Below are 20,146 nucleotides of genomic sequence, written 5' to 3'. Positions count from 1 at the left end.
ACCGCCCGGCACGGCCCAGGACCGCCCGACACCGCGCGACACCGCTCAGGACCGCCGGCCGGACCCCCTGGCGCCGGCCGGAGACCGGGCGCCGGAGACCGCTCAGAGCCTCTGCAAAATCGTCCCCGTCGCCAGCGCCCCGCCCGCACACATCGTCACCAGTGCGAACTCCTTGTCCGTCCGCTCCAGTTCGTGCAGCACGGTGGTGATCAGCCGCGCGCCCGTCGCGCCCACGGGGTGCCCCAGGGCGATGGCCCCGCCGTTGACGTTGACCTTCGCGAGGTCCTGGTCGAAGACCTGCGCCCAGCTCAGCACGACGGACGCGAACGCCTCGTTGACCTCCACGAGGTCGATGTCCTTGAGCGACATCCCGGCCTTCCCCAGCACCGCCCGGGTCGCGTCGATCGGCCCGTCGAGATGGAAGTGCGGGTCCGCCCCGACGAGGGCCTGCGCCACGATCCGGGCGCGCGGCTTCAGCTTCAGCGCCCGCGCCATGCGCTTGGACGCCCACATGACCGCCGCCGCGCCGTCGGAGATCTGCGCGCAGTTCCCGGCGGTGTGGACCGCGGTCGGCATGACCGGCTTCAGCCCGCCGAGCGCCTCCATCGAGGTGTCCCGCAGCCCCTCGTCGCGGTCGACGAGCCGCCACATGCCCTGCCCCGCGTACTGCTCCTCCTCGGTCGTGGGCACCTGCACGGCGAACGTCTCGCGCTTGAAGCGCTCCTCGGCCCAGGCCACCGCCGCCCGCTCCTGGGAGATCAGGCCGAGCGAGTCGACGTCCTCGCGGCCGAGTCCGCGGTGGCGCGCGATGCGCTCGGCGGCCTGGAACTGGTTCGGCAGGTCGACGTTCCACTCGTCCGGCCACGGCTTGCCCGGGCCGTGCTTGGAGCCGCTGCCCAGCGGCACCCGCGACATGGCCTCGACACCGCAGCTGATGCCGACGTCGATGACGCCGGCGGCGATCATATTGGCGGTCATGTGCGCGGCCTGCTGCGAGGAGCCGCACTGGCAGTCGACGGTCGTCGCGGCGGTCTCGCACGGCAGCCCCATGGCGAGCCAGGCGTTGCGCGCGGGGTTCATGGACTGCTCGCCGGCATGGGTGACGGTGCCGCCGACGATCTGCTCGACGCAGTCGGCGTGGATGCCGGTGCGGCCCAGCAGTTCGCGATAGGTCTCGCCCAGCAGATAGGCGGGGTGCAGATGGGCGAGCGCGCCACCGCGCTTGCCTATGGGTGTGCGTACGGCTTCGACGATGACGGGTTCCGCGGCCATGAGCTCGTCCTCTCCTCAGCACCGGTGCGGGGCGTCCCGGCGCGCCGCACCCGAGAACCGCAAGCAGAACTAGTACGCGTTCTAGTTCTCTAGCAGTCTTATGAGGGTTACCCCAGGTATGCAAGTCTTCTGCAGGCAACAGTTCCCGCCACGCGTCTTGCCAGTTGGAGAACCCGTCACTACCTTGCGAGGGATTCTGATGGGACGTCAGAATCGCGCAGCCGCCGCACAGCTGTCCAGCCGCGAGACCTGGAGTTGCCGATGTCCTGCCCCCATCTCCCCGAAGGGTTCGACGCCACCGACCCCGACCTGCTGGAGAGCCGGGTCCCCCACCCCGAGTTCGCCCGGCTGCGGCGGACGGCCCCCGTCTCGTGGTGCCCGCAGCCACGCGGCGCCACCGGCTTCGACGACGACGGCTACTGGGCGGTCACCCGCCACGCCGACGTCAAGTACGTCTCCACGCACCCCGAGCTGTACTCCTCCCGCGAGAACACCGCGATCATCCGCTTCAACGGGCACATCAGCCGGGACCAGATCGAGGCCCAGCGGCTGATCATGCTCAACATGGACCCGCCCGAGCACACCCGGGTCCGCCAGATAGTGCAGCGCGGCTTCACCCCGCGCGCCATCCGCAGCCTGGAGTCGGCACTGCGCGAGCGCGCCCGGCGGATCGTCGAGGAGGCGAGCGCGAGCGGCGACGCGGACGGCGGCTTCGACTTCGTCACCCGGATCGCCGTGGAACTCCCGCTCCAGGCCATCGCCGAACTCATCGGCGTACCGCAGGAGGACCGGGCCCGGATCTTCGACTGGTCGAACAAGATGGTGGCGTACGACGACCCGGAGTACGCGATCACCGAGGAGATCGGCGCCGAGGCAGCGGCGGAAATCATCGGCTACTCCATGAACCTGGCCGCCGCGCGCAAGGAGTGCCCGGCCGGGGACATCGTCACCCGGCTCGTCGCGGCCGAGGACGAGGGCAACCTCTCCTCCGACGAGTTCGGCCTCTTCGTCCTGCTGCTGGCGGTGGCGGGCAACGAGACAACCCGCAACGCGATCAGCCACGGCATGCACGCCCTCCTCACCCACCCCGACCAGTGGGAGCTCTACAAACGCGAGCGCCCGGCGACCGCGGCCGACGAGATCGTCCGGTGGTCCTCGCCCGTGATCTCCTTCCAGCGGACCGCGACCCGGGACACCGAACTCGGCGGCCGGGAGATCAGGAAGGGCGACCGGGTGGGGCTCTTCTACTCCTCCGCCAACCGCGACCCCGAGGTCTTCGAGAACCCCGAGGTCTTCGACATCACCCGCGACCCCAACCCGCACCTCGGCTTCGGCGGCGGAGGCCCGCATTTCTGCCTCGGCAAGTCACTGGCCCTCAGGGAGATCGACCTCATCTTCGGCGCCATCGCCGACACCTTCCCTGACCTGCGCCTGGCCGGCGACCCGCGCAGGCTGCGCGGGTCCTGGCTCAACGGGATCAAGGAACTCCGGGTCGGCATCGGCGGTTAGCCGGGGGACGCGCGCACCGGGGACGCGGGAGCAGCCGGGGCGATGGCCGGGTCGGGCTGGACGGCCCGGTCGGCGCGTACGCACCGGGCGTAGCTGCGGGCAACCGGATCGCCCTGCGCCAACGCGCCGACATGCGCAGCGGTCTGCTCAACCACTCCGATGGGCGAGGATTGACAGAAGTCCCCCTTGGCCGAACCCGAGCAGACGTTCACCCCTCGGCAGCTCCTCGACTTCGCGTTCGCGCACCCGCCGAACCGCCCGCCGGGCAGCAAGGGGCGGTACCTCAGCACCAACACGGTCCTGCTGTCTGGTGCGCGGCGCTGCCCCGCGCGGCGGGCTCTTCGAACGCGGCCCGGTACAGGGCAGGTCAGGCGGGCCATGGACCGGAGCAACAGGGCCGAGTGCCGACCGGCGGTGCCGGCGGGACTTGCGGCGGGACTTCCGGCGGTCGAGCGGTGCCCCAAGATCCGGCGGCGACACCCCGGGCCATCCCCCAGCAGGGCGCACAGACCATACCGGGCCCGGGGCCGGGCGCCCCGTTTCCCGGCCACGAGAAGGGAAGCGGGCGGCGGCGCCACCGAATCAGGGCCCGTGCGGATGTGAGCCGGCGCGCCACTCCAGCCGGGCCCGGTGCCGCCCCGTACGTCCGGCCGCGGAACTGCTCCCCTGAGGCGCGGCAGACGCCGCCCGAGGTAGGTGCGCGGCCCCGCGCCATCCCCGCGCCCGGGCTCTCATGTCCGTGTTCGCACTCTCGCGCCCGTGTTCATGGAGTCCTCAAGTGCCGCTGCTCCGCCCGGCGTGACGACGGGCAGCGCGGTCGCCGTATCGGGGCGCTGGGGTGGCGGTACGGCCTGCGACGGCGGCGGCCCCAGGAGCGGTGAAGTGTGCACACGCCCCGGCCATGCTAAATATCTCATGATGTCAGGATTTGCACGTTTCCACGAAGGTGACGATCGATCGGGAGGTTTCTGTGGCTGTTCATGAAGATGTCATGGCGGCGGGGAGGGGGAAGGACCTGCCGCCGACGGTTTCGTCTGGCCGTGGAGGGTGCCGTGTGCGGCGGGGCGGTTTGCTGCGCGTATTGGTAGCGGGTTTGGTGCTGGTGGCCGGGCTGGCACTGCCTGTGGCGGTCTCGCAACCCGCCCTCGCCGTCCCACCGGGCACCTACGCCTTCGTCACCAACATCCTCGATGACTCGGTCTCGGTGATCCAGACCTCCGACAACACCGTCATCGACACCATCCCCGTCGGTGACGCCCCGGTAGCGGTGGCGATCACCCCCGACGGCGCATTCGTCTACGTCACCAACAGCCTCGGCGACTCGGTCTCGGTGATCCAGACCTCCGACAACACCGTCATCGACACCATCCCCGCCGGCGACGGCCCGGTAGCGGTGGCGATCACCCCCGACGGCGCATTCGTCTACGTCACCAACAGCCTCGGCGACTCGGTCTCGGTGATCCAGACCTCCGACAACACCGTCATCGACACCATCCCCGTCGGCGACACCCCGCGAGGGGTGGCGATCACCCCCGACGGCGCGCTGCTCTATGTCACCAACGTCTCCGGCAACTCGGTGTCGGTGATCCAGACCTCCGACAACACCGTCATCGACACCATCCCCGTCGGCGACGGCCCGCTCGGGGTGGCGGTCACTCCCGACGGCGCGTTCGTCTACGTCGCCGGCATCGTCGCTGACTCGGTGTCGGTGATCCAGACCTCCGACAACACCGTCATCGACACCATCCCCGCCGGCGACGGCCCGCTCGAGGTGGCGGTCACCCCCGACGGCGCGTTCGTCTACGTCACCAACGCCGTCGGCGACTCGGTGTCGGTGATCCAGACCTCCGACAACACCGTCATCGACACCATCCCCGTCGGCACCAACCCGCAGGGGGTGGCGGTCACTCCCGACGGCGCGTTCGTCTACGTCGCCAACCTGGTCAACAACTCGGTGTCGGTGATCCAGACCTCCGACAACACCGTCGTCGACACCATCCCCGTGGGCACCGACCCGGTCGGGGTGGCGATCGGGGTGGTGCCCGAACCGACGACGCCGGCGCTGAAGCTGACCAAGCTCACCACCGGGGAGAAGTTCGTCCGCGGCCGCCAGGGCACCTACGCACTCACCGTCACCAACACGGGTGACGGACCGACCGACGGTTCCGCGGTCACGGTCACCGACGTCCTCCCGGACGGACTGACCCCCGTCAGCTTCTCCGGCAGCGGCTGGGCCTGCACGCTGACCCCCCTGTCCTGCACCCGCAGCGACATCCTGGCCCCCGGCGCCGACTACCCGTCCCTCACCCTCGCTGTGAAGATCGATGAGAACGCGCCGAAGCAGGTCACCAACACCGCCACCGTGACCGGCGGCGGCACCACCGCGATCAGTACCGCGACCCACACCACCACGATCGTCGACAAGAAGCAGCAGCCCAAGCCACCGCACCACGACCGTCCCGGCCACGGAAAACCCGGCCATGACAAGCCCGGTCAAGGTCACCTGCCAGGACCCCGGTAACCGCGCATCGGCAGGCGTACGCCCCGGCCCCGTGCCGGGGCGTACCGTCGCGTCCCGGCCAGGCGCGGGGACTCGGAGGAGGTCCGCCGGCCTGGTCGTCCTCACGGTGGCCGCCGGCTCCCCCTCCTCCTCGTCACACGGCGACGACACCGGACGGAGCCACTCCGCACAGCGTCGCCGGCCGCGGACCTCGGCATGCCCACCCTGGGGCCCGCCCCGGACCGCAGCCCGGCCGCTCCCCGGGCGGGATCCGCGGCCCGGACCGGGCACGGGGGAGTCCTCACAGGCCGGACCGGGCACGGCGGCCTGAGAGGAGCCTGTGAGGATGAGAGCACACGGCCGCCTCGAGGCGGCCGACAGCGCACGAGGGAGCGGTTCGAGTGTCTCAGCGGGGACCGGAGGGCCTGGTCGACCGGATGGAGCACCGCCAGGTCGCGATCTACCTGGCGGCGATGGCCGCCGGCGGGCTCCTCGGCTGGACGGCGCCCGGCTGGGGACCGGGCCTGGAGCACGCGATCTACCCGGTGCTCGGTGCACTGCTGTTCGTCACCTTCCTCCAGGTCCCGGTGGGCGCACTGGTGCGCTCGCTGCGTGACGGCCGGTTCCTGTCCGCAGCGGTGGTGGTGAACTTCCTGGTGGTGCCGCTGGTGGTGGCCGCGATGTTCGGATTCCTTCCCTCCGACCAGGCGGTACGCCTCGGGGTGCTGCTGGTGCTGCTGTGCCCGTGTGTGGACTACGTCATCGTCTTCTCCGGGCTCGCCGGCGGCTCCAGCCGCCGCCTGCTGGCCGCGACCCCGTTCCTGCTCGTCGCGCAGATGCTGCTTCTCCCGGGGTTCCTGTACCTGTTCATGGGTTCAGGACTCGCCGACATCGTCGAGGTGGGCCCGTTCGTCGAGGCGTTCGCCATCCTGATCGTCTTCCCGCTCGCCCTCGCCTGGGCCCTGCAGGCGTGGGCCGTCCACCAGCCGGCCGGACGGCGGGTCTCCGCGGCGGCGACCACCACGACGGTGCCGCTGATGGGCGCCACCCTGCTGATCGTGGTCGCCTCCCAGGTCCCCACACTCGGCGACAGCCTGCCCGACGTGGCCGCGGTCATCCCGTTCTACGTGGCGTTCCTCGTCGTCATGGCGTTCGCCGGCCTGGCCGTAGCCCGCGTGTTCCGCCTCGACGCCCCCGCGGGGCGGGCGATCGTGTTCACCGGAGCGACCCGCAACTCCCTCGTCGTCCTCCCCCTGGCCCTGGCGCTGCCCGGCGATCTGGCGGTCGCCGCGGTCGTCGTGGTCGCGCAGACCCTGGTCGAGGTCCTCGGGATGGTCGCCTATGTCCGTCTCGTCCCCCGCCTGGTCCCCGCAGACTCCCGCGGCGGAGATCTCCCAGGCACGCCCTGACGCCGGCCCTGCGGGAGGCGGGCCGGCGCCCCGGCACCCTGCGGCCCGCGCCGTCATAGGTCGCATCTCGCCCCGGGTGACCGCGACCCGGCTCTGGCCTCGGCCGAGGAGGCGTGGAACGTCGCGCCCGAGACGGCCCGCGTGCACCCGACCGGCACAGAGCTGAGGGGAGTCTTGACCTCACTGCACCGCCGGAGCAACCCACGCCCTACGCTCCTGGCCAAGCGCGCCGGCGTGCCCTTCTGACAACCGCCCCTGGCCGTACGCCCGCGCGCCGACGTGTGACGATCCGCAGATCCCGGCGGCTGAGCTTGAGGCCGCCGTGTGGGCCGAGGCCGTCACGCTGCTGAGCGACCCGGACCAGCTCAAGGCGACGGCGGCTGAGTGGGTGGAGATGGCCGACCGGTGGAGCCGGTCCGCACATGCCGACCGGCGCGCACGCCGTCGCCGGCGCCCTGTGGATCGCGGAAGCGATCAGTCGTCCTGCTGGTAGTGGCGCATCAGCAGCAGATCGTCGAACTGCTGGGGAGTCAGGCCGCTCTCCACGGCCAGTGCCAGCTCGATGTCGCCGGCGTTCGAGAACAGGAGGGAAAGCGGTATTCCGGACGTCGAGGGGTAGGGGACGGCCCTGTCGCCACTGGTGGAGGTCCATCCTTCCTGCGGATAGGCGGCGATTCGGCCATCGCCGCCCTCTTTCAGGCGCCAGCCGGACCGGGGATAGGCGACGGCCCGGCCATCGCCACCCTGCGCATACGTCCACCCCTCCTGCGGATAGGCGACGATCCGCTCGTCCCTGCCCTCCCTCAGGCGCCAGCCCGACCGGGGATAGACGACGACCCGGCCATCGCCACCCTCCGCAAACGTCCACCCCTCCTGCGGATAGGCGACGATCCGCCCGTCCCTGCCCTCCCTCAGGCGCCAGCCCGACCGGGGATAGACGACGACCCGGCCATCGCCACCCTCCGCAAACGTCCACCCCTCCTGCGGATAGACGACCATCCGGCCATCCCTGCCCTCCCTGGCCCGCCAGCCGGACCGGGGCATGGGAACGGGCCGGCCGTCGTCTCCTCTGAGCACGGTGAAATAGCCGTGCGTGCCCTGGAGATCGACCAGCAGCCCGTCGCTCGGACGGGCGTACGCGGGCGAGGAGGATACGCAGACCCCGATGAGCAGGGCCAGCAGCATCACCCCCGTCGTTCTGAAACGCCGCAGGACACGGACGAATCGGCCCCTCGACACCATGGACTCCCTTCGCTTCCTCAGGTGCTCACGCGACCCGAGCAGACCGGCGACTCGCAGGCCCCATGGTCCACAGGGGATATGAACACGTGTCAAGACTCGTGCAGTTGGGCGTTTTCCACGGGGTGATCGTGGACTCCGCCCGGGCGTTGTCGTGGGCGTCGCCGCCGATCCGGTGGAGGCGGCGGTACCGGCGGCACCGGGTGTTCGGCCGGGCGGAAGGACCGTCCCTGAGACGGGCCGGACGAGCGTCGCCCTGCCGCCTCCCCGGGGGGCAGCCGATCCCTCCCGTACCGCCCCGGCATCGACGCGAGGCAGCGCGGGACGGTGAAGGGCAGATCGGGAACGGCAGTGGGCGGCGGGGGGATGGCGGAGGGGATGGCGCGACGCAGGGCAGGACGACGCGACGCGGGACGGTGGGGAGCCGGAGGCCGGGACGGGATCCGCGGGCGGCCGGGAGTCCGGAGGTGGGGTACGTTCCCCGTATGTCTGAACAGCAATGGAACGCCGTGGACGCCTACTTCACCGACCTGCTCATTGCCGAGGACGAAGCGCTGAAGGCCGCCGTAGCGGACAGCGACGCGGCCGGCATGCCGCAGATCGCCGTCGCACCCAACCAGGGCAAGCTGCTGCACCTGCTGGCCCTCACCCAGGGCGCGACGAGGATCCTCGAAATCGGCACGCTCGGGGGCTACAGCACCATCTGGCTCGGCCGGGCCTTGCCTGCCGGCGGACGGCTCGTCTCCCTCGAGTACAGCCCCGAGCACGCGGACGTGGCCCGTGCCAACCTCGCCCGCGCCGGGCTCGACGAGAACGTCGAGGTACGGGTCGGCCCCGCACTCGACAGCCTCGCCGCGCTGGAATCCGAGGCCGCCGCCCCGTTCGACTTCTCCTTCATCGACGCCGACAAGGCCAACAACCCGCACTATGTGGAGTGGGCACTGAAGCTGTCCCGCCCGGGCAGCCTCATCGTCGTCGACAACGTCGTACGCGACGGATCGGTCCTCGACGCGACCAGCGAGGACCCCGCCGTCGTCGGAACCCGCCGGATGTTCGAGCTCGTCTCGACCCATCCACGGCTCACGGCCACCGCCGTCCAGACCGTCGGAGCGCGGGGCTACGACGGCCTTCTCCTCGCTCGTGTCACGGGCTGAACCGGCCCGCGTCGCACCCGTGGACTGCCGTCCGTACGGGAGATCCGTACGGGGCGGCGGCCCCGGCCACCCCGGCCCGGGGCCCCGCGCCGGACACCGTCCTCGGCGGTGGCGACCGGCTACCGCCGGGGTCAGGAACAACAGCGCGCGAACGGCCGCCGTCAGCAGCATTGCTCGTCCCCCGAGAACGGTCGACGACGGACCCGCCGAACGCGAGGACGGACCTCGCGGACGAGTGATGCGCACCGGCTGCGATGCGCCACGGGCGGACGTCTGCGAGCAGACCTCACGACGCTTTGACCGGCGGACGTAGGAGACTGCTCGTACGTGGTCAAGGCCGGGTGCTGTGCCCGGCCTCCGTTTCCCGAGAGGTGTCATGTGCCCAGCGTCGTAAAGATCAATGTGCTGACCGTCCCCACCGAGCAGCGGGAGGCCCTGGAGCAGCGGTTCGCCGCGCGCGCGGGGGCAGTGGAGTCCTCGGACGGCTTCGAGTGGTTCGAACTGCTCCGCCCGCTGGAGGGCACCGACAACTACCTCGTCTACACCCGCTGGCGCAGCGAGGAGGACTTCCAGAACTGGATGTCCGGCCCGATGCAGGCCGCCCACCGGGGCGAGGGCGGCGGGAGCGGCGGGAGCGGCGGGAGCGGCGGGAGCGGCGGGAGCGGCGAAGGAGAACGCCCGAAGCCCGCGGCGACGGGTTCCACGCTGTGGTCCTTCGAGGTGGTCCAGCAGGCATCACCGAAGAAGGGCTGACGTCAGAGAGCCTTCCGCGACCCGCCCGGGACGGTCCTGACGGCCGTCCCGGGACGGCCGTCCTCCGCGGGACCCGCTGGCCGCCGGGGCACGGTCCACAACCGCCGGCGGGGACCGGTTGCCCCGTCATCCATGCGTCCGGTTTGCGCTGTCGCACCGTCGCAGCCCGCTCCGGAGGAGACCCCTGTCTCCGGACGGGCCGGGCCCCGGACGGCTCAGACACCGGGACAGGCCGAGCGCCCGGACAGCCGGGGCGGCCGGGACCGTTCGGGACCGTTCGGGACCGTTCGGGATAGGCGCAGGCACCGGACACGGGCCCACTGCGCCACCCCGCTCACCGGCGGGGACCGGAACGCGTCAGATCAGCCCCTGGGCGAGCATGGCGTCCGCCACGCGCTCGAAGCCGGCGATGTTGGCCCCCGCCACATAGTCGCCGGGCCTGCCGAAGCGGGCCGCCGTCTCGTACGCCGTGTCGTGGATGCTCCGCATGACCCGGGCCAGTTCCTCCTCGACGCGGGCCGCGGGCCAGAGGTCGCGGCCCGCGTTCTGCCGCATCTCGAGCGCGCTGGTGGCCACGCCGCCCGCGTTGGCGGCCTTGCCCGGACCGAAGGCGACACCGGCGTCGCGGAGGATGCGCACCGCCGCGGGGGTGGTGGGCATGTTCGCGCCCTCGGAGACGGCCTTGACACCGCTGCGCACGAGGGCCGCTGCGTCGTCGGCGGTCAGTTCGTTCTGGGTCGCCGACGGAAGGGCCACATCGGTGGGCACCTCCCAGACACTGCCGCCTGGCACGTACCGCGCGGATGCGCCGCGGCGGCTCGCGTAGTCGCTCACCCGGCCGCGCTCGGCCTCCTTGACCTGCTTGAGCAGGGGCAGGTCGATGCCCTTGTCGTCGACGACGTACCCGGCAGAGTCGGAGACGGTGCGCACATGCGCCCCCAGCTCCTGTGCCTTCTCGACGGTGTAGAGGGCCACGTTGCCCGACCCGGAGACGCTGACCTGCTGGCCCGCGAGCTGCTCACCGCGCACCTTCAGCATCTCGGCGGTGAAGAGCACGTTGCCGTAGCCGGTCGCTTCGGGGCGCACGTGCGAGCCGCCCCAGGAGGTGCCCTTGCCCGTCAGCACGCCCGCCTCCCAGCGGTTGGTGATGCGCCGGTACTGGCCGAAGAGGAAGCCGATCTCCCGGCCGCCGACACCGATGTCACCGGCGGGAACGTCGGTGTGCTCACCGAGGTGCCGGTGCAGTTCGGTCATGAACGACTGGCAGAAGCGCATCACCTCGGCATCGGAGCGGCCGCGCGGGTCGAAGTCGCTGCCGCCCTTGCCGGCCCCGATGCCCAGGCCGGTGAGGGCGTTCTTGAAGATCTGCTCGAAGGCGAGGAACTTCACGATGCCCAGGTTGACGGACGGGTGGAAGCGCAGACCGCCCTTGTAGGGGCCGAGGGCGCTGTTGAACTCCACCCGGAAACCGCGGTTGACCTGGATCTCGCCGCGGTCGTCCTGCCACGGCACCCGGAAGATGAGCTGCCGCTCCGGCTCCGCCATGCGCTCGACCATCTTGGCCTCGCGGAGTTCCGGTCGGCCGTCCAGTACGGGTCCCAGAGTCTCCAGCACTTCGTGTACGGCCTGGTGGAACTCGGGTTCACCGGGGTTGCGGCGGCGGATCTCCGCTTCGAGGCCATCGAGGGTGGCGTTGGCACTGGAGGAGACGGAGGAGACGGAGGAGACGGAGGGCATCGATCGGGTTCCTTCTCTGCGGGGGGACTGGTGCTGTGCGGTGACAGTGTGCCGCCGGTCGGGGCGCCGGTGTGGAACGCCCGCGGGCCGCACGGCGCAGACGGCCGACGCCGGACGGCCGACGGCACGAGGGCGGCGTGGGACACGTACCCGCCGGTCCCGGACGGGATTCGGCGTGTCCTGCGGCGGTCACCGGGGCCTGTCTTGCACAGCTCACGGGTACTCATACGGACGCGGGGCCCGATATCGTCGATCATGGTGCCGCGGGGCGCACGACCGCGCACCGGAGCGGGCCGTACCGGACGTCGCTCCCGGACCGTCCGCGCCCCGCCGCAGACCGGTGCCGGCCCCCCTGCGGACGCCCGGTGGTGTGTCGACCCGTGCGGCCATCGGCATCGGCATCGGCATCGGCATCGAGCGGACCAGGCGCCGTGGGTTGCCCTCCGCTGAACACGGCGGCCCGGCGACACGGCTACCCGGCTACCCGGCTACCCGGAGACGCAGAGACAGGGCGACACCGCGACACGGCCGGCCGGGTTTCCCTCAGTGCGACGGGAAGCGCCAGGCCTGGTGGTCCCGGTGCGGTTCACCGCCGTCGGGGCGCTCGTCGTCGGAGCCGGACAGCTCGGCGGTCAGCTCCTTCACCAGCTGGACGAGGTCGGTGGGCCGGTCGGGCCCCCACCAGTCGCCCAGCAGCTCTCCCAGCGACTCCTCGCGCGCCGCGGACAGCTTCGCCGTCGCGTCCACGCCCGCGTCGGTGAGCATCAGCGACAGGCCCTCCCGCCGGGCCAGCCCGCGTTCCTCCACCTCGCGTGACGCGTCGGTGACGGCCCTGACCGGCACATGGGTCGACTCGGCGAGCCGGGCCGGTTCCACCAGCCCGTGGCGCTTGATGCGCAGCAGCAGCCAGCTCGCCGCCGGGCTGAGGTCGAGCCCGGCCCTTGTGGTGATCTTGGCGTAGACCGCCTTGCGTCCCTCGCGGGAGCCGAGGAGGGACAGTGCCCGGGCGCACTCGTCGTACGAGGAGCGCTGGACCGGGTTGGGGGCGATGGTCTGGCTGGTCTCGGGCGCGGTGACGGAGCCGCGCAGGGGGTCCTCCCGCAGGAAGAGTGCGAGGACGAAGCCGACGGCGACGACCGGGGCCGCGTAGAGGAAGACGTCCGTGATGGAGGTCGAGAACGCCTGGACCACCGCCTGGCGCAGCCCCGGGGGCAGCAGGGCGATCGCGTGTGAGTCGTCGGCGAGCCGCTCGGGGCTCGCTCCGGGCGGCAGTGTCCGCCCGGCGAGCGCTTCGCCGAGCAGTCCGCGGAGCCGTCCCGTGAAGAGGGTCCCGAAGAGCGCCACGCCGAACGAGGCGCCGATGGAGCGGAAGAAGGTGGCGCCGGACGTGGCGACGCCGAGGTCCTCGTAGCCGACCGCGTTCTGTACCGCGAGCACCAGCACCTGCATGACCAGGCCGAGCCCGGAGCCGAAGACGAAGAAGTAGGCCCCCACCTCCCAGGTCGGGGTGCCCGGCTCCAGTTGGTGGAGCAGCAGGAGCCCGACGGCGGTCACGGCCGTGCCGGCCACGGGGAAGACCTTCCAGTGGCCCGTCCGGCTGGCGATCTGGCCGGACAGGGTGGAGGTGATCAGCAGTCCGATCACCATCGGGAGCATGTGGACACCGGAGATGGTGGGGGTGACGCCCTGGACGACCTGGAGGAACATCGGCAGATAGGTCAGCGCGCCGAACATCGCGAACCCGACGATGAAGCTGATCACGGCGACGAGGGCGAAGGTGCGGTTCCGGAAGAGCTTCAGCGGCAGCACGGGCTCGGCCGCTCGGCGCTCGGTGCGGACGAAGGCGGCCAGGGACAGGGCCCCGAGCACCAGCAGGCCGATGATCTGCGGCGAGCCCCACGCCCAGGTGGTACCGCCGAGTGAGGCGGCGAGGACCAGGCAGGTGGCGACGGCGGCGATCAGAACCGTGCCCGGGTAGTCGATGGTGCGCCGGCCCTGCCGGACCGGGATGTGCAGTACGGCGGCGATCACGAAGAGCGCGACCACACCGATGGGCAGATTGATGTAGAACACCCAGCGCCAGCTGAGATGCTGGGTGAACAGGCCTCCGAGCAGCGGCCCGAGCACACTGCTCGCCCCGAAGACCGCGCCGAACAAGCCCTGGTAGCGGCCTCGTTCACGTGGGGAGACGATGTCGCCGACGATCGCCATCGACAGCACGATCAGGCCGCCGCCGCCGAGCCCCTGGACGGCCCGGTAGGCGATCAGCTGCGGCATGCTCTGCGCGATGCCGCACAGCGCGGAGCCGATCAGGAAGATGACGATCGCGGTCTGGAAGAGCTTCTTGCGGCCGTACTGGTCACCGAGCTTGCCCCAGAGCGGGGTCGCCGCGGTGGAGGCGAGGATGTACGCGGTGACCACCCAGGAGAGGTGCTCCAGGCCGCCGAACTCGCTGACGATCGTCGGCAGTGCGGTGGCCACGATGGTCTGGTCGAGCGCGGCGAGCAGCAGGCCCAGCAGCAGCGCGCCGATCGCCACGAGAACACCCCGGCGGCTCCGGCTCTCCCCGGGCCGCGGTGCCGTTCCGGGGCCGGGTGCCGGCGTGCTCGCTTCCCGCGCCATGCCGTAGCCCTCCCGTCCGCAGCACACACGTCCGCTCCTCCCATCGTGGGCGTTTCGCGCGGTTATGGCCCGCCGAGCGGAGGACTGGCGTCCGGGCGCCGGACAGGGCCGCATAGCCGCGGGCGGTGTGAGGGAGGGAAGCCGCGCTGACGGGGCACGTCCGCCCGGGATCCGGTGAGCTGGACGGCATCGGCGGCGGATCCGGCGGACCCGCTGACTGCCGCTGCGGGCAGGGGCAGGGGGCAGGGGGCCCCGGAGCTCTCGGTGCGGTCCTCCTCCACCGGCCGGCCGGCCGGCCCGTGAGCGGCACGGCCGTGGTCGCACCCGGCGCCCCTGGACGACCTGGAGCGCCTTGCCCGAGTCGCCCCCGGGAATCCGCCCCGGAGAGCGGGACCACCGGCGGCCGACCGGGGCCCTGGAAGCAGAGCGGCTTCCGCCCGCCGGTCAGGGTGTACGGGCGGAAGCCACTTTGTTCCTTCACTATACAAATCAAATCGCTTCCGCGCCAGTCCGGACCCGGACCCGGACCCGGACCCTCCCGACGGAAACGCCGCCGACGCCGGACGTCCGGGCGAACTCCCAGGAGGGAGCTCGGGACAGCGGAGACCGAGAAAGCCGGAGAGGGGGAAGCGGGCAACGGGGCGCCCGCGGGCGCGCCGCCCGCACGCCCCGGACCACGGGTACCGGCGCCGTACCGCCGCACCGCCGCGCCGCGCCGGTCCGGGCCCGGACCGCACCGCCTCGCACCGTCCCTCGGCCGACGGGCCCGTGCGGGCTCAGCCGGTGACCGCCTCGTACAGGCTCAGCCCGGCGAGCACCAGCATCAGCCCCGCCGCGATTCTCGTGATCAGCCTCAGCGGCAGGTACGTGAGCAGCGTCCGCCCGCCGACGATCCCCAGTCCGGCGACCGTCCACAGCGCCAGTACCGCACCGACGCCGACGGAGAGCGGATCGTCGTAGCGGGCCGCGAGGTTCGCGGTCATGATCTGGGTCAGATCGCCGAACTCCGCGATCAGGATCAGCATGAAGCCCGCACCGGAGACCTTCCAGAAGGACTGGTCGGATGGGGCTTTGATGCTCTCGTCGTCGCCGTCGGGCTTCTTCAGCAGCAAGATCGCCGCACCGGCGAGGAACAGCGCGCCGACGACCGCCTGCACCAGCCGCTGCGGCAGCAGGGTCAGCACACTGCCCGCCGCGATCGCCAGCGCGACGTGCACGGCGAAGGCCGCGGCGACTCCGACGAAGACGTACGAGGCGCGGTAGCGGGTGCCGAGCACCAGTCCGGCCATGGCCGTCTTGTCGGGGAGTTCGGCGAGGAAGACGACGCCGAAGGTGATCGTCATGATCGTGATACTGAACACGGAGGAGATTCCCCGATCGGTCGGGCCCTGCCGTGCCGAGAGACCTGAGAGAAAGCGTTCCAAGGGGTCGCTTCGGCTCGGCAGGGGCCATGGAAGGTCATGGTCACTGCTGGCCGAAGGTCTCGCCGGCGAACCGCTGCGCGGCCGCCTCCGGGCGCCGGCCGGGCGAGCCCGGCAGTATGTCGACGTTCCGGCGAAGGGCTACTCCCCTTCCGCTCCCTCCAGCGTACGGGACGCCGACCGCGAGCCGATGTCCCCAGAAGGCCGCCCCCGGCCGACACGCCCCAGCCCTCACGTCCCCGGCCGGGCGCCCCTCGGCGACGGGACCGCGGGATCCCGGTGCAGGCGTCCCCGCGACACCAGCTCCAGCACCACCGCGACGGCGACCGCCTGCACCGCCATCAGCGCGACGAGGACGAACAGCTGCACCGCACCCGCCTGGAGCGGTGACGCCCCGCCGAGCAGCATCCCGACGAACGCGCCCGGGAGTGTGACGAGCCCCACCGTCCTGGTCTGGTCCAGTCCCGGCAGCAGCGCGTCGGCGGCCGCGTCCCTGGCCACCTCGAGCCGGGCGTCGCGATCGGACAACCCGATCGCCATTCCGGCCTCGACCTCCCCGTGCCGGGTGGCGAGTTCGTCGAGTGCGCGCCGTCCGGCGAGCACCGTCGCGGTCAGCCCGCCGCCGATGAGGATGCCGGTCACCGGGATGAGCGCGATGCCCTTCACCGGGACGAGGCCGGTGAGCAGCAGGACGGCGACGACCGGGACGACGCCCGCGCCGATCGGCAGGGCCGTGAGCCACCAGGTGCCGTTCGGGGTGACGCGCCGGCCCGCGGTGCGTACGGCGACGGCGTACATCACCAGAAGGAAGGCGAACAGCAGCGGGACGGAGCGGACCGCCCAGCCGATGACGAGCGAGACCGCGCCCAGCTGGACCGCGGCGCGCAGGCCCGCGACCACCATCTCGCGGGCCCGGCCGGGACCGAGGTGGGCGACGGCCGCGACGCAGGCGGCGGTGGCCAGGAGCACGGCGAGGACGATCCCGAACGTCACATTGACCGGCAGCAGCACGCGCCAACCCTAAGACTTTCGGGACGAATTACCGGCGCAGTAGACCCTTGAAGTGCCGTGCCCATGTCGCCACTGCGTTACCCGGCACCCGTCCCGTGCAATCCGGCGCCGCAACCATGGCGCGGGCCCGGCCCTTCAGGGGGCGATCCCGTCGACGCCCCCACCCCTGAGGCCACCTGAGGCCACCTGAGGCCACCGAGGGCGACCGGCGGGAAAGACCCGGCCACGCGACCGGCCCACAGCGGGGACCCGGCCGGACGGACCGCTCCGGCATGGAACCGAGCCGCCTGCCCCTGTCGTTCCGTACCGTACGGGTGGGCCGACGGAGGAGGGCACATGGCAGCGGGGCTGCGCCTGGGACCGCTACTGCGGTACGTGGACTGGGAGACCGGTGGGCACGCGACCGTCTGGATCGAGGCGGACCGTCCGTGCACGGCCGAGGTACGGTGCCTCGGCGCATCCTCCGGTGACCGCCCCGGTGAAGCCGTCGGGCCGACCGCCGGGGACGCCCGAGCACGTGTCGGCGCCGCCGACGCGGGCGCCGACGGAGCCGACGACACGGGCCGTGCCCATGATGCCGAGGGTGCCCTGTGTGTCGAAGGCCCTCAGGGTGCCGAGGGCCCCCGAGGGGCGAACGGCGCCCGCCACGCCGAGGGTCCCGAGAATGCCGAGGATGCCGAGGGTCCCGAGAATGCCGAGCGCACCGACGCTCCGGACAGCCCGTCGGCCGTCTCGTCGAAGGGCGCGGGCGGCTCCGCCCGCACGTTCCGGATCGAGGGCCACCACTACGCCCTCATCACGGTCTCCGGCCTGTCCCCCGGCTCGTCGACGGAGTACGAGGTCCTGCTCGACGGCCGCCGGGTCTGGCCGCCTGCCGGCTCCCCGTACCCGCCGAGCGTGATCCGCACGCCGGCCGTCCCCGCCGAGTCGGTACGGGTCTCCTTCGGCTCCTGCCGGTGGTCCGCGCCACCGGCCCGCAAGCGCGACCCGATCGGACCGGACGCCCTGAACACCCTGGCCGCGCGGATGGCGGAAGAGCCCGAGGGCGAGCGCCCCGACCTGCTGGTACTGCTGGGCGACCAGGTGTACGCGGACGCCACCTCGCAGGAGACCCAGCGGTGGCTCGCGACCCGGCGCGATCTCGGCGAGCCGCCCGGGACCCAGGTGGCGGACTACGAGGAGTACACCCGGCTCTACGAGGAGTCCTGGCTGGACCCGGAGGTGCGGTGGCTGCTCTCCACAGTCCCCAGCTGCATGATCTTCGACGACCACGACATCGTCGACGACTGGAACACCAGCGCCTCCTGGGTCGCCGAGATGCGGGCGACGCCCTGGTGGCGGGAGCGCATCCTCAGCGGTCTGATGTCGTACTGGGTTCACCAGCACCTGGGCAACCTCTCCCCTGCCGAACTGGACGGCGACCCGATCTACGCGGCCGTACGGGACGCCCCGGACGGCACGGCGGCCCTCCGGGCGTTCGCGGCCCGCGCCGACGCCGACCCCGCCTCGGTCCGCTGGAGCTACCGGCGCGACTTCGGCAGGACCCGGCTGCTGATGGTCGATACCCGCGCCGCCCGCGTCCTCGACGAGCGGCACCGGGCGATGCTCGACGACAAGGAGGCGCGCTGGCTGCACGACCAGGCACTTCAGGCACCGGGCTCGTACGACCATCTGCTCGTCGGGGCCTCGCTGCCCTGGCTGCTGCCCCCGGCCATCCACGACGTGGAGAGCTGGAACGCGGCACTGTGCCGCGGGGAGCGGGGTACGCGCTGGGCACGCGTCGGGGAGAACCTGCGAAGACGGGCTGACCTGGAGCACTGGGCGGCCTTCCCCTCCTCGTTCGAGGAACTCACCTCCCTGATCAGGGACGTGGGCAGCGGGCCGCTGGCGCCTTCGACGGTCTGTGTACTGTCCGGGGACGTGCACCACGCCTATGTGGCGGAACCCCGGTGGTCGGCCCCGGCGCCCTCCGCCCGCGTGTTCCAGCTGACCTGCTCCCCCGTGCACAACGCCATCCACGCCTCGGTGCGGGCCGGTTTCCGCTTCGGGTGGAGCCGCGCGGGGCGGCTTCTCGGCCGGGCCATGGCCCGGCACGGCAGGGCCGGGCGGCCTGCGGTGAGGTGGGACAGGAGCGGCGGCCCCTGGTTCGGGAACCAGCTGATGACCCTGACACTGAAAGGCCGTTCGGCCGAGCTCCGACTTGACCGGACCGGCACGGATCACACGGGTACGCGGCTGCTGGCCGTCGACGAGCGGAACCTCACGGACGGTCCGTGACCGTCCGCCCGGCGTGAGACGATCCTCGCCGTCACCCCCCGAACGGGACCGTGAAGCAGGCCACCCGGACTCCCGCGCCGCCCTGCTCGGCGTGCAGGACGACCGACTGCGCCCCACCACGCCGCAGCCCCCAGGCGTGCCGGGTCTCGGCGCCGCCCTCCCCCGCGCTGTCGGCGGTGAAGTCCAGCCACAGTTCGTTCGCGGGATGGGCGCCCGGCGCTGCCCGGTGCTGGTAGTGCGGCCCCGCCGCCGCGGGATCCGCTTCGCAGGGAGCGGTGTGGACATGGGCGCCGAAAGCGTGCCCCGGCCTCACCCCGCCCACACGGGCCCGCACCACGGTCCCCGAGCGCTCGGTCGACTGCTCCACCACGATCCACGCCCCCGGCGGCACAAGCATCCGGTCGTAGGTGAGCGCGGTCCGCGCTACAGCCGTCGGCACAACGACGGAACCGGGCGGAGTGAACCACCCGTACGCCCGCAGCGCCACCCCTTCGCCCGCGGCGGGCGAGCCGAGCGCGGCGGGCGAGCCGAGGACGTGGGCCTCGCCTGAGCCCGAGGAACGGACCCCGGCCGAGCCGGACGGGCGGTCCAGGACCGAGCGGGAGGAATGAGCGCCGGCCGAACCGAAGGAGCGTGCCCCGACATGGCCCAGCGAATGACTGCCGATCAGGTCGAAAGAGCGGCCCCCGCCCGGCTGAAGGAGCACGTCCGGCTGAAGGAGCACGTCCGGCGCCCCGACTCCGCCGGGGTGGCGGGCCCCGTCGGGCGGGGCAGCAAGCGGTGGGACGCCCACGAGCGGGGCCCCACCGGGTGATGCGCCGCCGGACGTGGCCGCTCTCCGGGCTCCGGCGACCGGGCCGGGCCGATCTCCGTCCCGGGGTTCGCCGCCCGCTCCGCACGCCGCCCCCAGGACCCCCACCGCCAGCGCCACCAGGGCCGCCGCCCCCGCCAGTGCGCCTGCCGCCGCCATGAACCACTCCTCGTTGCCGGTGCTCCCGGTGTTGCCGGTGCGCGCAGTCCGCGTACGCGCCCGACCGGCGTACGCACCACGCCCTCGTACCGCGGGTGGACCCGCGGCGTCCCGAGCCGCGCCCGGCAGGGGGCGGCGACCGGGCGGACTGCACTCGTACGGCCCTGCCCCACTTCACCCCGACCCCGGCGATCTCCCCGTTCCCCGCAGGCGTACGCTCGAGATCGGTCATGCCGCCCCCGCCGCTCCCCTGCGCCGTCGCGGCGTTGTCG

13 protein-coding genes are annotated in these 20,146 nt (G+C 72.2%); 6 read left to right on the top strand and 7 right to left on the bottom strand.

Annotated features, from left to right (window positions below; genetic code table 11):
- Nucleotides 1-102: 102 nt before the first annotated feature.
- Nucleotides 103-1,272, bottom strand: coding sequence for a steroid 3-ketoacyl-CoA thiolase (locus SCWH03_RS02805; RefSeq protein WP_173261213.1), 1,170 nt, complete (start codon nt 1,270-1,272; stop codon nt 103-105).
- A gap of 261 nt (nt 1,273-1,533) precedes the next feature.
- Here SCWH03_RS02805 and SCWH03_RS02800 point away from each other — a divergent pair, with 261 nt between their 5' ends.
- The 3 genes from SCWH03_RS02800 (at nt 1,534) to SCWH03_RS02790 (ending at nt 6,690) form a co-directional block, all read left to right on the top strand.
- Complete coding sequence (locus SCWH03_RS02800; RefSeq protein ID WP_173261204.1) at nt 1,534-2,781, top strand: cytochrome P450; 1,248 nt, start codon at nt 1,534-1,536, stop codon at nt 2,779-2,781.
- Nucleotides 2,782-3,862: 1,081 nt separating this feature from the next.
- Nucleotides 3,863-5,302: a beta-propeller fold lactonase family protein gene (locus SCWH03_RS02795; RefSeq protein WP_254076510.1), complete on the top strand. Its 1,440-nt coding sequence runs from the start codon at nt 3,863-3,865 to the stop codon at nt 5,300-5,302.
- 416 nt (nt 5,303-5,718) lie between these two features.
- Entirely contained in the window at nt 5,719-6,690 is a 972-nt protein-coding gene (locus SCWH03_RS02790) for an arsenic resistance protein (RefSeq protein ID WP_173261445.1), read from the top strand.
- Between the two features lie 474 nt (nt 6,691-7,164).
- Here SCWH03_RS02790 and SCWH03_RS02785 read toward each other — a convergent pair whose 3' ends face one another.
- Nucleotides 7,165-7,932, bottom strand: a complete 768-nt coding sequence (locus SCWH03_RS02785) for a hypothetical protein (RefSeq protein ID WP_173261200.1) — start codon at nt 7,930-7,932, stop codon at nt 7,165-7,167.
- A gap of 482 nt (nt 7,933-8,414) precedes the next feature.
- Here SCWH03_RS02785 and SCWH03_RS02780 point away from each other — a divergent pair, with 482 nt between their 5' ends.
- Nucleotides 8,415-9,083 carry an O-methyltransferase gene (locus SCWH03_RS02780; RefSeq protein ID WP_173261197.1) on the top strand — a complete coding sequence of 223 codons (669 nt, stop codon included), beginning with the start codon at nt 8,415-8,417 and terminating at the stop codon, nt 9,081-9,083.
- 378 nt (nt 9,084-9,461) lie between these two features.
- A complete protein-coding gene (locus tag SCWH03_RS02775) occupies nt 9,462-9,836 on the top strand; it encodes an antibiotic biosynthesis monooxygenase family protein (protein WP_173261194.1) in 375 nt (124 codons plus the stop codon).
- Between the two features lie 357 nt (nt 9,837-10,193).
- Here the strand turns inward: SCWH03_RS02775 and gdhA are convergent, their stop codons facing one another.
- The 4 genes from gdhA to SCWH03_RS02755 form a co-directional block, all read right to left on the bottom strand.
- The gene (gene gdhA, locus SCWH03_RS02770; RefSeq protein WP_173261192.1) at nt 10,194-11,573 is read right to left on the bottom strand and encodes an NADP-specific glutamate dehydrogenase; all 1,380 of its coding nucleotides are present in this window, start codon (nt 11,571-11,573) and stop codon (nt 10,194-10,196) included.
- 543 nt (nt 11,574-12,116) lie between these two features.
- Complete coding sequence (locus tag SCWH03_RS02765) at nt 12,117-14,195, bottom strand: MDR family MFS transporter (protein ID WP_173261190.1); 2,079 nt, start codon at nt 14,193-14,195, stop codon at nt 12,117-12,119.
- 776 nt (nt 14,196-14,971) lie between these two features.
- Nucleotides 14,972-15,556 carry a TMEM165/GDT1 family protein gene (locus SCWH03_RS02760; protein ID WP_173261189.1) on the bottom strand — a complete coding sequence of 195 codons (585 nt, stop codon included), beginning with the start codon at nt 15,554-15,556 and terminating at the stop codon, nt 14,972-14,974.
- Nucleotides 15,557-15,847: 291 nt separating this feature from the next.
- Nucleotides 15,848-16,627: an ABC transporter permease gene (locus tag SCWH03_RS02755; RefSeq protein ID WP_173261187.1), complete on the bottom strand. Its 780-nt coding sequence runs from the start codon at nt 16,625-16,627 to the stop codon at nt 15,848-15,850.
- Between the two features lie 336 nt (nt 16,628-16,963).
- Between SCWH03_RS02755 and SCWH03_RS02750 the strand changes: the two genes are divergently transcribed.
- Complete coding sequence (locus tag SCWH03_RS02750; RefSeq protein ID WP_254076509.1) at nt 16,964-18,904, top strand: alkaline phosphatase D family protein; 1,941 nt, start codon at nt 16,964-16,966, stop codon at nt 18,902-18,904.
- A gap of 31 nt (nt 18,905-18,935) precedes the next feature.
- On the opposite strand, the gene SCWH03_RS28740 is transcribed toward SCWH03_RS02750, so the two are convergent.
- Entirely contained in the window at nt 18,936-19,874 is a 939-nt protein-coding gene (locus SCWH03_RS28740) for a superoxide dismutase family protein (protein ID WP_254076508.1), read from the bottom strand.
- Nucleotides 19,875-20,146: the final 272 nt, after the last annotated feature.

The organism is Streptomyces pacificus, assembly GCF_011766325.1.
Classification (GTDB): Bacteria; Actinomycetota; Actinomycetes; order Streptomycetales; family Streptomycetaceae; genus Streptomyces; species Streptomyces pacificus.
Note: the sequence above shows the minus strand (reverse complement) of the source record. Positions and strands in the feature narration are given on the sequence as shown.

Excerpts from the sequence above, each read along its gene's own strand:
- SCWH03_RS02750 (WP_254076509.1), top strand. The coding sequence starts at position 16,964 with ATGGCAGCGGGGCTGCGCCTGGGACCGCTACTGCGGTACGTGGACTGG.
- SCWH03_RS02780 (WP_173261197.1), top strand. The coding sequence starts at position 8,415 with ATGTCTGAACAGCAATGGAACGCCGTGGACGCCTACTTCACCGACCTG.
- gdhA (WP_173261192.1), bottom strand. The coding sequence starts at position 11,573 with ATGCCCTCCGTCTCCTCCGTCTCCTCCGTCTCCTCCAGTGCCAACGCC.
- SCWH03_RS02790 (WP_173261445.1), top strand. The coding sequence starts at position 5,719 with ATGGAGCACCGCCAGGTCGCGATCTACCTGGCGGCGATGGCCGCCGGC.
- SCWH03_RS02805 (WP_173261213.1), bottom strand. The coding sequence starts at position 1,272 with ATGGCCGCGGAACCCGTCATCGTCGAAGCCGTACGCACACCCATAGGC.
- SCWH03_RS02785 (WP_173261200.1), bottom strand. The coding sequence starts at position 7,932 with ATGGTGTCGAGGGGCCGATTCGTCCGTGTCCTGCGGCGTTTCAGAACG.
- SCWH03_RS02765 (WP_173261190.1), bottom strand. The coding sequence starts at position 14,195 with ATGGCGCGGGAAGCGAGCACGCCGGCACCCGGCCCCGGAACGGCACCG.
- SCWH03_RS28740 (WP_254076508.1), bottom strand. The coding sequence starts at position 19,874 with ATGGCGGCGGCAGGCGCACTGGCGGGGGCGGCGGCCCTGGTGGCGCTG.
- SCWH03_RS02800 (WP_173261204.1), top strand. The coding sequence starts at position 1,534 with ATGTCCTGCCCCCATCTCCCCGAAGGGTTCGACGCCACCGACCCCGAC.